The 13,099-nt window shown below is 72.4% G+C and carries 14 protein-coding genes; 5 read left to right on the top strand and 9 right to left on the bottom strand.

What is annotated here, in order from left to right; all coding sequences use genetic code 11:
* Window positions 1–7: 7 nt before the first annotated feature.
* The 3 genes from ACIRSS_RS49670 (at window position 8) to ACIRSS_RS49660 (ending at window position 1,274) form a co-directional block, all read left to right on the top strand.
* Entirely contained in the window at window positions 8–457 is a 450-nt protein-coding gene (locus ACIRSS_RS49670; protein WP_400909360.1) for a MarR family winged helix-turn-helix transcriptional regulator, read from the top strand.
* Between the two features lie 124 nt (window positions 458–581).
* Entirely contained in the window at window positions 582–707 is a 126-nt protein-coding gene (locus ACIRSS_RS49665; protein ID WP_400909358.1) for a hypothetical protein, read from the top strand.
* Between the two features lie 147 nt (window positions 708–854).
* Window positions 855–1,274 carry a hypothetical protein gene (locus ACIRSS_RS49660; protein WP_400909356.1) on the top strand — a complete coding sequence of 140 codons (420 nt, stop codon included), beginning with the start codon at window positions 855–857 and terminating at the stop codon, window positions 1,272–1,274.
* Between the two features lie 55 nt (window positions 1,275–1,329).
* On the opposite strand, the gene ACIRSS_RS49655 is transcribed toward ACIRSS_RS49660, so the two are convergent.
* From ACIRSS_RS49655 to ACIRSS_RS49630, 6 genes are all read right to left on the bottom strand, one after another.
* A complete protein-coding gene (locus tag ACIRSS_RS49655) occupies window positions 1,330–1,956 on the bottom strand; it encodes a DUF4360 domain-containing protein (RefSeq protein WP_400909355.1) in 627 nt (208 codons plus the stop codon).
* Between the two features lie 182 nt (window positions 1,957–2,138).
* Complete coding sequence (locus ACIRSS_RS49650; protein WP_400909353.1) at window positions 2,139–3,002, bottom strand: spermidine synthase; 864 nt, start codon at window positions 3,000–3,002, stop codon at window positions 2,139–2,141.
* The gene (speD, locus tag ACIRSS_RS49645; protein ID WP_400909351.1) at window positions 3,002–3,361 is read right to left on the bottom strand and encodes an adenosylmethionine decarboxylase; all 360 of its coding nucleotides are present in this window, start codon (window positions 3,359–3,361) and stop codon (window positions 3,002–3,004) included. The genes ACIRSS_RS49650 and speD overlap by 1 nt, the downstream gene beginning before the upstream one ends.
* Entirely contained in the window at window positions 3,354–4,496 is a 1,143-nt protein-coding gene (locus ACIRSS_RS49640; RefSeq protein ID WP_400909349.1) for a type III PLP-dependent enzyme, read from the bottom strand. The genes speD and ACIRSS_RS49640 overlap by 8 nt, the downstream gene beginning before the upstream one ends.
* 22 nt (window positions 4,497–4,518) lie before the next feature.
* The gene (locus ACIRSS_RS49635; protein WP_400909347.1) at window positions 4,519–7,068 is read right to left on the bottom strand and encodes a glutaminase domain-containing protein; all 2,550 of its coding nucleotides are present in this window, start codon (window positions 7,066–7,068) and stop codon (window positions 4,519–4,521) included.
* A gap of 152 nt (window positions 7,069–7,220) precedes the next feature.
* Entirely contained in the window at window positions 7,221–7,697 is a 477-nt protein-coding gene (locus tag ACIRSS_RS49630) for an MSMEG_6728 family protein (protein WP_400909529.1), read from the bottom strand.
* A gap of 49 nt (window positions 7,698–7,746) precedes the next feature.
* Here ACIRSS_RS49630 and ACIRSS_RS49625 point away from each other — a divergent pair, with 49 nt between their 5' ends.
* Window positions 7,747–9,342 (top strand): amidohydrolase, encoded by a 1,596-nt coding sequence (locus ACIRSS_RS49625; RefSeq protein ID WP_400909345.1) that lies wholly within the window; start codon window positions 7,747–7,749, stop codon window positions 9,340–9,342.
* Here the strand turns inward: ACIRSS_RS49625 and ACIRSS_RS49620 are convergent.
* The 3 genes from ACIRSS_RS49620 to ACIRSS_RS49610 all read right to left on the bottom strand — a co-directional run bounded on the left by ACIRSS_RS49620 (window position 9,311) and on the right by ACIRSS_RS49610 (window position 11,578).
* Window positions 9,311–9,616 (bottom strand): DUF1883 domain-containing protein, encoded by a 306-nt coding sequence (locus tag ACIRSS_RS49620; RefSeq protein ID WP_400909343.1) that lies wholly within the window; start codon window positions 9,614–9,616, stop codon window positions 9,311–9,313. The two genes, ACIRSS_RS49625 and ACIRSS_RS49620, sit on opposite strands and share 32 nt — an antisense overlap.
* 96 nt (window positions 9,617–9,712) lie before the next feature.
* On the bottom strand, window positions 9,713–10,891 hold the full coding sequence (locus tag ACIRSS_RS49615; RefSeq protein WP_400909341.1) for a hypothetical protein: 1,179 nt from the start codon (window positions 10,889–10,891) through the stop codon (window positions 9,713–9,715).
* 198 nt (window positions 10,892–11,089) lie between these two features.
* Window positions 11,090–11,578, bottom strand: coding sequence for a MarR family winged helix-turn-helix transcriptional regulator (locus tag ACIRSS_RS49610; protein ID WP_400909339.1), 489 nt, complete (start codon window positions 11,576–11,578; stop codon window positions 11,090–11,092).
* A 28-nt stretch (window positions 11,579–11,606) separates the two neighbouring features.
* Between ACIRSS_RS49610 and ACIRSS_RS49605 the strand changes: the two genes are divergently transcribed.
* Window positions 11,607–13,052, top strand: coding sequence for a phenylacetate--CoA ligase family protein (locus ACIRSS_RS49605; RefSeq protein ID WP_400909337.1), 1,446 nt, complete (start codon window positions 11,607–11,609; stop codon window positions 13,050–13,052).
* Window positions 13,053–13,099 lie beyond the last annotated feature (47 nt).

Genomic DNA, 13,099 nt, shown 5'->3' with positions numbered 1-13,099 from the left:
ACCCGGAGTGACGGTGAGCACAACCCCCGAACCCGACCTGAGCACGTGGCCGACCGGCCGGCTCCTGGCCGTGGCAGCACGCCTGGTCGAGCACCGCTGGGCGGCGGTGCTCGACGACCTGGGGCTCACCCACGCGGGGCTGATCGCGCTGCACACCTTGCGCGACGGGCCGCTCCCCCAGCGGACGCTGGCCCAGCGCTGCCAGGTGACGGACCAGACGATCAGCCGCACCCTCGACCGGCTGGCCAAGGCGGGGTTCGTCACGCGCACCCCGGACCCGGCGGACGCCCGGCGGCACGTCACCCGGCTGACGGCCCGCGGCCGCGCGGTGCACGAACGGGCGGTGCGGGCCGAGCCCGCGGTGCTCGGCGACCTGAGCGAGGACGCCGCGTTCCGGGCCGGGTTGCTGCAGGTGATCACCCGGCTGTCCGCGGATCGAGACCAACCGGTGACCTGACCGGCTCCGCCCAGGCCAGGCTCGGATCAGCGGGCCCTCGGCGGCCACCGACGGCCCCCGCCGCCGTCATCGCGGCGATTCATCTCCGGCGGGCCTGGGTAGCTCTTCTGGCATGTGGATCGCGGTGAGCACCCCAGTGGCCCTCCTGATCGCTACCGTCCTGATGGAGCGGTTCGAACGACGATGCACGCTGGCCCCGGCCGCCAAGGGCGAACCGGCCGACCTGCCGGCGTCGGGCGCGCTCGACTAGCGGCCCCTCCGTCCCTTGTGGACGTGCGAGTGGCTCCCTGCCGACTGTGATCCACGTCTCACTCCCCTTCGCCGAGAACCCCGGGCCCGTCCCGCGGCGACTGACGAAGCAGATCCGGCGAACCCCGGATCCAGGGAGGAGAACACCATGCGCAGCAGGACCACCCGCACGGTGACCGGGCTGGCCGCCGCGGCCGGGCTCGTCACGGCGGTGACCATCGGGATCGCCGGCAGCACGTCGGCGGCCGCGGGGACCACGGAGGGGACCATGACCACTCAGCCGCCCAAGGGAGCGCGGGCCACCGTCGAGGTGACGCCGAACCCGACCACGCACCGCGGCCAGGAAGTGACCATCACCGGCAGCTGCGGCGGGGGCACCGGCCTGAAGTCCGTCCTCGGCGGCTTCCCGGAGCACCCGGCGCTGGAGAACATCCGGATCGTCGACGCCGGGCCGGACCACTTCGTCGCCAAGGCGAACGTGGCGCAGCACATCGGCAACGGCGTCGGGCCGGTCTTCGTCGACTGCGGCGGCGAAGCGGGAGTGACACTCCTGGTCACCCACGTCTAGTGCGAAGCGGCCCGCTCACCGGCCCGGTTCCGATGAGCGGGCCATTTCCCGCAATTCAGCAGGTCTTCCACGCGAAGTGGTAAATCGTGTCCACGCTGGCGTGTTCGGAATCCATTTCGATGTAACTCGTTCCCCCGGATGTGCCCGCGTCCGCGCGCAGTTCCGCATTGATGTTCAGGTTGCGGTCCTCACCGCACGGCGCGAACACGAGCGCCGCCACGTCGGTGGTGTCCGTCGCGCGCCACACGCCGTGGAACGGGCCGGGGAACGTGTGGCGGACCCGGGCCGTCGGCGCCGTGCCCGTGAAGTAGTAGTTGGCCTGCTCGAGTGCGCTCGCCCCGCTCTCGATGTGCGCGAAACCGCGGTAGTCGGCTTCGGCGATCGCGTACGTGAACCCTTGCGGTACATGGACGAGCACGTTGATCTGGCAGTTCTTCCGGGCGTCGAGCGCGGACGCGCCACCGCCGGCCTTGGCGGTGAAGTTCGTGTAGTGCACCGTGAACGACGTGTTGTCGGAGGCGACGTCGGCCGTCGCCGTGGCCGTGCCCGCCGGGCAGCCCGACCCGTTGATGGTCTTGACGTCGAGCGTGATCCGTTCGGCCGGAGCCGACGTCGCCGGGGAATCGACGGGTGCGGCGAGGGCGGACAGAACCATTCCGGCTACGACCAACATACCGAGCATGACGCTCCTCCAAATGGGCCACGGTGCCTTTTGATCACGATGATCGCGCGCGGAACGGATCGTAGCGCGATCGCAACCTTTTCGACGGCCACTGAACGGAGTAACACGACAACGCGGAGTGCGGGAAATCCATTTCCCGGTTTTTATCGTTTGAATACTCGATTAGGTCGGACAATCATCGGTCACGGCTGGTCCGGACCACTGGCGTGCCGGAGCGAGTACGGCGGGATCGTCCCGCCGAGCAGCGCTTCGGCGTCCAGCGTGGCCGCGCCGCTCCCCCGCTCCGCGAACCGCCGCGCCACCAGCGCGCCCGGGTCGTCGACGACGTCGGCGCGGCCGGTCAGGAACGCCCACTCGTGCTCGTCGGAACCGAAGTACAGGACCGTCCCGAACACCTCGCGGAACCGCCGCCACGCCGCGAGCAGCGTTTCGTTGCGCCACAGCGTCGGGCAGCCCGCCTGGCAGGTCACCACCCCGCCGGGCGCGAGGACGCGGGCGCACCGGCCGAGGAAGTCCGTGCCGTACAAGCGGTTGTGCTGCGCGTCCGGGTCGGTGTTCTCGTCCGGGAGGTCGATCACGACGACGTCGTAGGTGTCGCCGCGGTCTTCGGCCGCGGCGAGGAACGCCCAGCCGTCCTCATAGGACACCCGGATCGACCCGGTGCCGCGGGCGAGGTCGGCGGTCGTGTAGCCGTAGGGCAGGTGCTCGGCGCAGGCCCGCACGGCCCGCTCGTCGATGTCGACGTGGTCGACGTGGCCGGCGCCCGCGGCGACCGCCAGCTCGGAGGCCACGCCCTCGCTCGACCCGATGATCAGCACCCGCCGCACGCGCTCGGCCAGCAGGAGCGCGGGCACCATCAGCGCCTCGTGGTAGACGAGCTGGCTCGCTTCGGTGCTCTGCCGTTCCCCGTCGCAGAACAGCGCAATGCCCTGCGCCGTCGTCCCGATCAGCACCTCCTGGTACGGCGTGCGCTCGTGGAAGCGCACGTCGCCGACCTCCCAGACGCGGGTGAGGCCGGCGCCGACCGGTTCGTGGATCAGGGGCATCAGCGTTCTCCGCGGTGCAGGACGGACAGGTGGACCGAAGCGGCGTCCAGCGATTTCGCCAGCAGCCGCAGCGCGTGCTCGGGGTCGGCCCGCGAGCCGCAGGTGAAGACGTCGGCGAACAGCGAGCCGTGCTCGGGGTAGGTGTGCACGGACGCGTGCGACTCGGCGAGCAGCGCGATCACCGTGGCCCCCTGCGGCACGAACCGCTTGGCCACGACGTCGACGACCGTCGCGCCCGCCTCCGTCACCGCCGCCCGCAGCAGTTCGCCGAGGCGAACCGCGTCGTTGAGCAGGCCCGGGTCGACGCCGTGCAGTTCGGCGAGCACGTGGCGCCCGGTGAACCGGCCGATCTCAGGCATCGCCCCACCGCCCGAGGCAGTGGGTGCGCAACGGCTCGATGCCGTTGAACCCGACCGAGGCGTAGCTCGCGGTGTAGGCGCCGGTGCCCGGCAGGTCGAGCCGGTCGCCGGTGGTCAGCGACAGCGGCAGCTCGTACGGCGTCCGCTGGTAGAGGACGTCGTCGCCGTCGCAGGTCGGCCCGGCGAGCACCACCGGCCCGCTCAGGCCGTCGTGGGCCGCCACCGGCTCGAACCGGTAGGCGATCGCCTCGTTCTCGCTCTCGGCGAGCCCGTTGTAGCGGCCGATGTCGAGGTACACCCAGCGCCGCTCGCCGCGGTGCGCGACCAGCACGACCTCGGTCCGGAGCAGGCCCGCGTCGGCGACGAGCACCCGGCCCGGCTCCAGCATCAGCTCGGGTCGCTCACCGGGGAAATAGGTATCGAGCGCCGACTCGATGGTCGCCGCGTACGCGGCCAGGGTGGGCACCGCGGTCCGGTGGGTGGTCGCGAAGCCACCGCCCAGGTTGAGCCGCGTCATCGCGACACCCTGCGCCGCGGCCTCGGCGAACAGCTTCGCCGCCGTGGCGATGCCGATCTCCCACGCGCCGGCGTCCGGTTGCTGCGACCCGACGTGGAAGGCGATGCCCGGCCGCAGCCCGCGCGCGGCCGCCCGCAGCACGAGGTCGAGGGCCTCGGCCGGCTCGCAGCCGAACTTCCGGCCGAACGGCGTCACCGAGTCGGGCGCGTCGAGCAGCACCCGGATCGACACGGCCGAGCCGGGCGCGTGCGCGGCCAGGTGGTCGACGTCGGCCGCGGCGTCCGAAGTGAACTCGCGGACGCCGCGCTCGAAGGCGTACGCGATGTCCCGGGGTTTCTTGATCGGGTTGCCGTAGGCGAGGTCCGCCGGGTCCGCGCCGCGCTCCAGGCACAGCGCGACCTCGGCGGGCCCGGCGACGTCGAAGCCGAGCCCGGCCGCCACCAGCGCGTCGAGCACCGGTGGCGCCGGGTTGGCCTTGACCGCGTACCGGATCAGCGCGCCCGGGAACGCCGCCCGGACCTCGCGCGCCCGGGCCGCGACGGCGTCGGTGTCGACGACGAGGCACGGGGTCGGCGGGTCCCGTTCGTCGAGGAACCGGCGGAGGGGGTCGGCGCACACGGCGCCAGTGTCGCAAACCGCGTCAGACGAACCGCCACAGGTGGTCCGGTGTCCCGTTGTCGTCCCACTGGGTCACCTGGGCGCCGTCCGCGGTGAACTGCTGGTCGACCGCCATCACCTTGCCGCTGCGGACGTTGACGAGCTTCGACCAGCCGCCGCCCGCGTCGACGATCCGCCAGTTGTGGTCGGGGGTGCCGTTGTCCTGGAACTGCTGGACGTGGGCGCCGTTGTCGAGGCTCTGGTCGTGCACCGCGAGGACCTTGCCGCTGTTGCGGTTGACGATCCGGACGGTGCCGTCGCCGTTGTCGACCACCGTCCAGAGGTGGTCGGCCGTGCCGTTGTCCGACCACTGGGTCACTTCGGCGGTGTCGGCCAGCGACATGTTCGACACGGCGAGCACCTTGCCCGACCGCTGGTTCTGCAGCTTCCGCCAGAGCGTGGCCGACGCCGCCGGGCGCGTCAGCAGGGCCAGGTAGCCGCCGGCCACCGGGCGGGCCTGGAAGCCCCGCTGGGTGGCGTCGGCGACGACGTACCAGTCACTGAACGGCACCCGCTGCGGCGTGACGTTCGCGTAGCTGTAGACGCCTTCGACCAGCGAGTTGCGGATGTTCGGCTGGTCGGTGAGCCACGCCGCGGTCCACAGCTCCCAGTCGGCCTTCGTGTAGTTGTTGCGCGGGTCGAGCACGACGCCGTGGGCGCCGACGCGGCCCTGGTACCAGGCCGCCTCCTGCGCCGCGACGCCGAGCGGGACCAGGTCGAGGCCGAGCACGCGGTCGGCGAAGCCGTTGTACTTCAGGCTCCAGGTGCCGGCCTGGTCGTAGGCGAGCTTGAGGTGCTGGTTCGACGAGTCCTGGGCGAGCGTCACCCACTGGCTGATGTAGCTGCGGGACGTCGAGCGGTAGCGCTGGACGTCGGCGGTGTTGCCGGTCGCCGCGGCGATGACCCCCATCGCGCCGACGCCGATGATGCCCTTCAGCGCGAGGTTGGCGCTGTGGGCGATGAAGCCGGTGAAGTCGTCGGTCTGGTTCTGGAAGCCGGGGTCGAGGGTGTTGCCGATCAGGTACTCGGCCCACTGCCGCAGGATCCGGTAGTGGGTGGTCGCGAAGGCGACGGCGTCCGCCGACGGCAGCCGCTGGACCAGCGCGGCCGCCATGATCAGCAGGTTGGCCGACTCCTCGACCGGCATGCTCTCCTCGTTGCCGTCGTTGTGGCCGGTCGCGTCCGGGTAGTGGGTGCCGAGGTCGTGCTCGGCGAACTGCATCGGCCAGCCGCCGCGCTCGGCGTAGTCCAGCAGGGGCTCCAGGACCAAGCGCAGGTAGGCCGGGGACAGGTAGAGGTAGGCCGGGAACGCCGGGTAGGTGACGTCCACTGTGGACATGTTGCCGTTGGAGGAGATCTCCTTCAAGAAGCCCCACGGCGCGCCGCCGCGGTCGACGAGTTCGGTGCCACCGAAGGCCTGGCGCAGTGCCAGCGCGCAGATCCCGGCGTAGTGCTCACCGGTGGTGCCGCCGCCGGCCGCGGCGACGGCGTCGTCGTGCAGGCGCTGGTCGATCGCGGTCGCGGCGGACAGCGCGGCCGCGTAGTCGTTGCCGAACCAGACAGTCATGTCCGGCCAGCTGCCCCAGTAGTGCGTCCACCAGGGGTTCAGCTGGGTGCCCAGGTAGCGGACGGCGGGCGTGCGGACGTGCCCGATCGACAGAGTGAAGGGGGCCGACGTGCCGCCGGCCGGGATCGTGCCGAGGTCCTTGTTGAAGGCCAGCACCGGCCAGCGGTCGTTGATCGCGCGCGGCTGGGCGGTGTCGCTGGTGTCGGGCAAAGCGCCCTGGCCCGCCGAGGCGGCGCGCACGACGGTGTCCTGCCCGATCTGCCAGCTGGTCCCGGACGTCGGCGCGGCGAGCACGAGCCGGCCCCAGCTCGCCTGGTCGCCGTTCTCCTGCAGGACGCCCGGGCTCGCCGGGGTGCAGCTGAGCAGGGTGTAGCCGCCCGACTGCTGCTGGGTCCAGGTGACCGGCGTGGACGTGTCGCCGTGCACCCACTCGGCGGAGGTGTCGAAGTGCAGGTCGACGGCGTGCGCGCGGCCGTCGGCGCTCGCGGCCTGGAGGGTCACGTAGCCGAAGGGCACGCACTGGCGCTGCAGGTTCGCCGGGTCGACGGGCGAGAAGAACGTGACGGTGAGGTTCACGCCGCCGCCGGTGAGGACGTAGGTCGAGCGCGTGCCGGTGACCTGCAGGCTGACCTGCGTCATCGGGGTGAGCGCGGGCCCGGCCGGCAGGGCGGGCTGACCGGCGAAGACGTACGCGGCGCCGTCGATGCGGGCGAGGCCGCACAACGCGGTGATGTGCCCGGTCCAGAAGCTCGACCACGTGCCGGCGAGGTTGTCGGCGGGCTGCCAGGTGGACAGGTAGGGCGAACGGACGATGAGCGGGGTGGCGGGCGGCCGGATCGGGCTGAAGGTGCCCGCGGCGGCCGCGGTGCCGGGCAGCCACAGCGCGGCGGCGACGGCGGCGGTCGTGCCTCCGGCGAGCCGGAGCAGGTCCCGGCGGGTCAGGTGAGCGCGTTCTCGGGAGGACATCGGTGGCCCCTTCCACGGCGGGCGAGCTCGTGCGGGGATAACTTTTACATCGTTGGTACAACGTTGTAAATCCGCCGTTGGTCGGTGTGGTGATTGTTTGACGGACCACTCGACGCGCAGGTCCGGTGCGGATTCCGGCCGGCGGGCTCCGCTCAGGCGGCGCGTGGCGGCCGGTCCGACGCCGGCCAGACGTACGGCAGGTCGTCCGGCACCCCCGGGAACCGCGCCGCGTAGTGCTCCGGGTCCTTCCGCACCAGTGCGGACTGGTGGCTGAGGTGCAGGGCTTCGTCGCCCAGCCAAGGCGGCAAGTCGCCGGTGGCCGCGAGTTCGGCCTGGGTGCGGACCGCCGTGCGGCCGATCGCGTGCGCGAACTCGTCGGAAAGCTTCACCGCGCACGTGTCCGCCGCACCCAGCTCGCACCACACCGCGCACACCTCGAGGCCGTAGCGCGTCAGCGCCTCCTCGTACCCCGTCCACATCTTCGCCGCCGGGTGGTGGCGCCAGCCGTAGCCCGGGATCACGAGCGCGCGCAGCACCTGGAGCGTCTCGACGCGCTGCTTGCCGAGCCGGCGGCGGTCGAGCGCGCGGGCGCTGGCGGTGAAGTCGGCACACGGCAGGAACGTCTGCATCCCGGCCGGGTACCCCGCGCCGGCCCGTCGATGCGGGAAGATCGAGGGCATGCACGCCGACCTCGTCTTCACCGGTGGCCCCGTGCTCACGGCCGGCGGCCGGGCCGGGTTCGCGGCCGTCCGCGGCGACCGGATCACCGCCGTCGGCGCCGACCCGGCCCCGCACCTCGGCCCGCGCACCGAGGTCGTCGACCTGCGGGGGCGCCTGCTGCTGCCCGGGTTCCAGGACGCACACATCCACGCCGTCGGCGGCGGGGTCGAGCTCGGCAAGTGCGACCTCACCGGCGCCACGAGCGTTGTGAGCTGCCTCGACGCCGTTGCGGCGTACGCGCGGGCGAACCCGCGGCTCGAGTGGCTCACCGGCAGCGGCTGGTCCCTGGACACCTTCGCGGGCGGCCTCCCCCACCGCCGGCTGCTCGACGCCGTCGTCGCGGACCGGCCGGTCGTCCTGGTCAACCGCGACCACCACGGCGCCTGGCTGAACAGCGCCGCGCTCGCCCGCGCCGGCATCACCGCGGACACCCCGGACCCGCCGGACGGCCGCGTCGAGCGGGACGCCGACGGCCCCACCGGCGTCCTTCAGGAGGGCGCGATGGACCTGGTCACCCGGCTGCTGCCGCCGGTGACCGAGGTCGACGAGCTCGCCGGGCTGCTGCGGGCGCAGCGGCTGCTGCACTCGCTCGGCGTCACCGCCTGGCAGGACGCGCTGCTCGGCGAGTACGGCGGCATGCCGGACCCGTCGCGGGCGTACGCGACCGCGTCGGAACGCGGGCTGCTGACCGCCCGCGTCACCGGCGCGCTCTGGTGGGACCGCGCCCGCGGCGCGGAACAGCTCCCGGAGCTCCTCGACCGCCGGGAGTCGTTGCGCCGCAGCGGGTTCCGCGCCGAGACCGTCAAGATCATGCTGGACGGCGTCGCCGAGAACCACACCGCGGCACTGCTCGGCCCCTATTTGGGCACCGGCCACAATGGACTGAGCTTCGTCGACGCGGTGGCGTTGCGCGAGTACGTGACGCTCCTGGACGCGCACGGCTTCCAGGTGCACTTCCACGCGCTCGGCGACCGCGCGGTGCGGGACGCGCTCGACGCTGTCGAAGCCGCCCGCGCGGCGAACGGCACCGGCCGGCGCCACCACCTCGCGCACCTGCAGGTGGTGCACCCCGACGACGTCCCGCGGTTCGGGCGGCTCGGCGCGACCGCGACGATCCAGCCGCTGTGGGCCGTGCACGAACCTCAGATGGACGAGCTGACCATCCCCTTCCTCGGCGCCGAACGGGCAGCGTGGCAGTACCCGTTCGGCGCCTTGCTGCAGGCCGGGGCCACCCTGGCCGCCGGCAGCGACTGGCCGGTGAGCAGCCCCGACCCGCTGCAGGGCATCCACGTCGCGGTCAACCGCGTCCCGTACGGCGAGGACGTCCCCGCGTTCCTGCCGGACCAGCGGATCGGCCTGGCCGCGGCGATCACCGCGTACACCGCCGGTTCGGCCCACGTCAACCACCTCGACGACACGGGCGTGATCCGGCCCGGCCACCGCGCCGACATGGTGGTGCTCGACCGCGACCCCTTCGCGGGCCCCGACCGGGAGATCGGGGCCGCGAAGGTCGCGATGACGTTCACCGGGGGCCGGTGCGTCCACGAGCCATGACGGCGGGCTCCGGTTCGACGCTCACCCGGGGCCGCAGCGGCAGGTTCTCCAGCCCTTCCACGTCGAGCACGAGGAACCAGTGCGCGTTGGCCGGGATGTGGATCTTGAACATCGGTGCGGTGGCCACCCCGCCGTGCATCCGGTAGTACTGCCGGCGCCGGTAGGCTTGGAAGTTGACCTTCGTCAGGAGCCTGACGTTGGCCATCGCGTCCAGCCGGATGGTGACCACCGAGTCTCTTCGCACTTTCCCGAGATCGAACACATTCGCTTCCATTTTCGCCCCTTTTCACGCATGGGTAGTGGTGGTGACTGGTCGCGGGCAGCGCGGAACGCGCCGCGAACCGCGACGGCGAAGTTGATCGGGGCGAGATCAGCCGGGGCCGGTACCGGGCTTGCAGGGGCGCCAGAGCGGCACGAAGTGCCCGTGCGACCGCGTGAACGCCCGGGTCGCCCGGGGTCCGTGGTCGGGGGTCAGGAAGGCGGGCGGGATGGTCGGACCCGTCCCGCAGGCGGCGTCGGCGGGAACCGCCGGGGACCTCGGCGCCGGCGAGGGGCCGGGCGTCTGCGCCGCGATGTGTTTTGTGGCCTGGGCTTTCGCGGCGAGACGCGCTTCGGTGCGGGTGCAGGGCTGGGCGTGGGCGGCCGGTGTGGCGGTGGTGGTTTGCGGTTCGGTCGGTGGTAGCTCGGGTTTTGCCGCCGGTGGCTGGTTTTTCACCTGGAGAGCCGGGGGCGAGAGCAGCAGTTTGGTGGCCGGGGTCGCGGCAGCGGGGTCACCGACGGGGGTGACGACGGTTCCGCTGACCGGTTCGATCGGGCGCACAACGGGCTCGACGGCTTGCCCGACCGGGTCGAGCACGGGAGCAGCCGCGCGAATGACCCGATCGACGGGCGCGAGGATCGGCTGGACGGCACGTACGACCTGGGAGACCGGTTCGAGGACCGGCTTGAGTGAGCGCACCACCGGCGCGGCGCCGCCCACCAGCTGCGAGACCGGCTCGACCACGGGAGCCGCCGCTTGCACGACCCGGGAGACCGGCTCAACCACGGGCGCGGCGGCGGCAACCACCTGCGAGACCGGCTGGGTCGCTGGCGCGACAACACGCGGCACGATGGCGGTCACGGGCGCTGCTGCCTGGGAAACTGGCTCGACCAACGCCGCCGCAGTGGAAACCACATGCGAAACGGGCGCGGTTACGGGCGCTGCCGCCCGCACGACCTGCGAAATCGGCTCGGCCACTGGCGGCACAGCTCGCGCCACCGGCGCAACCACTGGCGGCACCGGCGTGGCGGCGCGCGCAACTGGCTCCAGAACTCGCGGCGCCGTCTTGGCCACGGCTTTCGTCGCCGGGGCGACCGCGTGCGAAACCGGATCAGCCACCGGACCGCCGCCACCGGATGGCGGCTCCCCCAGCACCCCGGCCACCACCGCGCCGAGCGGATCCGCGTCCCGGCCCGCCGCCTCCGCGTGCCCCGACAACAGCCAAGACACCAGCCACAACCCCGCCGCTGCTGCGAAGACCACCAGCACGCGCCGGGTGGCGGTTCTCACGCCACCCTTGTCGCGAGCCCTGGTCACGGTCGGCGAACCTCCACATGCGGAAAGCAGGTCTGGGACTTACCCCTCAACGCCCCTTCCCACACCCGGGGAACGCGCCCTCTTCGGCGACCACTCGACCGGCCTATCGGCAAGCCTGAAGACCTCCGCCACTTGGCCGTCACCAGTACGCCGGTAGGAGGCCGCGCGGAATCAGCCTTCCTGAGAACGCCGCTGCGACGACAGGGCACCCAGCGCGAGCACTCCGTGCTGGAGCCCCTCGCGGAACGTCGCGCGCTGGGCCGGGCTCAGCTCCGCCAGCAACGCGCCCTCCACCTCCGCCACCGCCGGGGCACAGCCGGCCAGGAGGGCGCGGCCCGCGTCCGTCAAGCCGGCCAGCAGGACGCGGCGGTTGTCCGGCTTGGGCGTCCGGGCGATCAGGCCGCGCTTCTCCAGCGCCAGCACCATCTCGTGCATCGTCTGCGGGCGCAGGAACGAGCGGCGGGCCAGCTGCGCCGACGACAGCGGGCCGCTGGCCTCCAGCACCGACAGCGCCGTGTACTGCAACGTCGTGAGCCCGACCGGCCGGAGCGCGTCGTCCAGCAGGGCCCTGATCGCCAGCTCGAGCCGTTTGACCAGGTAGAGGGTCAACGGCGAGCCGGCGGGCTCCTGCTCCGCGGACGTGCTCACGCCGCACATCATGACACGTGCCCGCCGCTATGCTCCGATCATGGACCTCGGCCGGCAGACCCGCGTGCGGCAGGCGTTCGACACCTTCTTCGGCCCGCCCGAGCCTCCGGACGGCGACCACGTCCTCGACCTCTTCCGCCGGACCGCGGAAACCGTGCCCGCGTACCGGAAGTTCCTCCGTGAGCACGGCGTCGCGCCCGGGGACATCCGGACCATGGCCGACTTCCGGACGCTTCCGCTGCTCGACAAGGACGGCTACCACCGGAAGTACCCGCTGCCCGAGCTGTGCCGCGGCGGCACGTTCGACGGGCTCGACATGATCGCCGTCTCGTCCGGCTCCAGCGGCCACCCGACGATCTGGCCGCGTGCCCTCGAAGACGAGCTGCACGTCGCCCGCCGGTTCGAAACGGTCCTGGTGGACGCCTTCGAAGCCGACCGGCGCCGCACCCTCGCCGTCGTCTGCTTCCCGCTCGGCACGTGGGTCGGCGGCCTCTTCACGACGGCGTGCGTGCGCCACCTCGCGGCCAAGGGCTGCCCGATCACCGTCGTGGCACCGGGCAACAACAAGGCCGAGATCCTGCGCGTGCTCCCGGAACTGGCGCCGCACTTCGAGCAGGTGGTGCTGCTGGGCTACCCACCGTTCGTCAAGGACGTCGTCGACACCGGCGTCGCGGAGGGCGTCGACTGGGCCGCGTACGCGATCAAGCTCGTGCTGGCCGGCGAGGTCTTCAGCGAGCAGTGGCGCGAGCTGGTGGCCCGGCGGGCCGGCGTGGCCGACCCGGTGCGGGACGTCGCGTCGCTGTACGGCACGGCCGACGCCGGGGTCCTCGGCACCGAAACGCCGCTGTCGGCAAGCATCCGCCGCTTCTTCGCCGACCGCCCCGAGCTGGCGCGCGAAGTCTTCGGCGACGCCCGGCTCCCGACGCTGGTGCAGTACGACCCGGCGAGCCGCTTCTTCGAGGTCCACGAGGGCACGCTCGTCTTCACCGGCGACGGCGGGATCCCGTTGATCCGCTACCACATCGCCGACGACGGCGGGGTCCTGCCGCACGCCGAGCTGCTGGACTTCTGCGCCCGCCACGGCTTCACGCCGCCGCCCGGGCCGGAGCTGCCGTTCGTGTACGTGTTCGGCCGGTCGCTCTTCACGGTGTCGTTCTTCGGCGCGAACGTCTACCCGGAAAACGTGACGGTCGGCTTGGAGCGGCCGGGCATCAGCGACACGGTCACGGGCAAGTTCGTCATCGAGTCGGTCGAGGACGAGGACCGCGACCGCCGCCTGCGCATCACGGTCGAGACGGCCCCGGGCGCGACGGCCGACGCCGCCACGATCGCCGACGCGGTCCGCGACGAGCTGCGCCGGCTCAACAGCGAGTTCGCGCACTACGTCCCGCCCGAGCGGCAGCGGCCGGACATCGTGCTGCGCCCGGCGGGCGACCCGGAGTACTTCCCGGTCGGGGTGAAGCACCGCTACACGCGGCGCTCCTGAGGCGACTTGGCGGGTACTGTCGGTCCTGGCCGCGCTTCCGGCACTCG

Source organism: Amycolatopsis sp. NPDC101161 (assembly GCF_044768185.1).
Lineage (GTDB): Bacteria > Actinomycetota > Actinomycetes > Mycobacteriales > Pseudonocardiaceae > Amycolatopsis.
This window is presented reverse-complemented; position numbering and strand designations above follow the sequence as displayed.

Bases quoted from the DNA above. Each gene is read 5' to 3' on its own strand.
- ACIRSS_RS49635 (WP_400909347.1), bottom strand. From the start codon at position 7,068: ATGTCCTCCCGAGAACGCGCTCACCTGACCCGCCGGGACCTGCTCCGG.
- ACIRSS_RS49650 (WP_400909353.1), bottom strand. From the start codon at position 3,002: ATGCCCCTGATCCACGAACCGGTCGGCGCCGGCCTCACCCGCGTCTGG.
- ACIRSS_RS49610 (WP_400909339.1), bottom strand. From the start codon at position 11,578: ATGATGTGCGGCGTGAGCACGTCCGCGGAGCAGGAGCCCGCCGGCTCG.
- ACIRSS_RS49605 (WP_400909337.1), top strand. From the start codon at position 11,607: ATGGACCTCGGCCGGCAGACCCGCGTGCGGCAGGCGTTCGACACCTTC.
- ACIRSS_RS49620 (WP_400909343.1), bottom strand. From the start codon at position 9,616: ATGGAAGCGAATGTGTTCGATCTCGGGAAAGTGCGAAGAGACTCGGTG.
- ACIRSS_RS49625 (WP_400909345.1), top strand. From the start codon at position 7,747: ATGCACGCCGACCTCGTCTTCACCGGTGGCCCCGTGCTCACGGCCGGC.
- ACIRSS_RS49655 (WP_400909355.1), bottom strand. From the start codon at position 1,956: ATGCTCGGTATGTTGGTCGTAGCCGGAATGGTTCTGTCCGCCCTCGCC.
- ACIRSS_RS49660 (WP_400909356.1), top strand. From the start codon at position 855: ATGCGCAGCAGGACCACCCGCACGGTGACCGGGCTGGCCGCCGCGGCC.
- speD (WP_400909351.1), bottom strand. From the start codon at position 3,361: ATGCCTGAGATCGGCCGGTTCACCGGGCGCCACGTGCTCGCCGAACTG.
- ACIRSS_RS49630 (WP_400909529.1), bottom strand. From the start codon at position 7,697: ATGCAGACGTTCCTGCCGTGTGCCGACTTCACCGCCAGCGCCCGCGCG.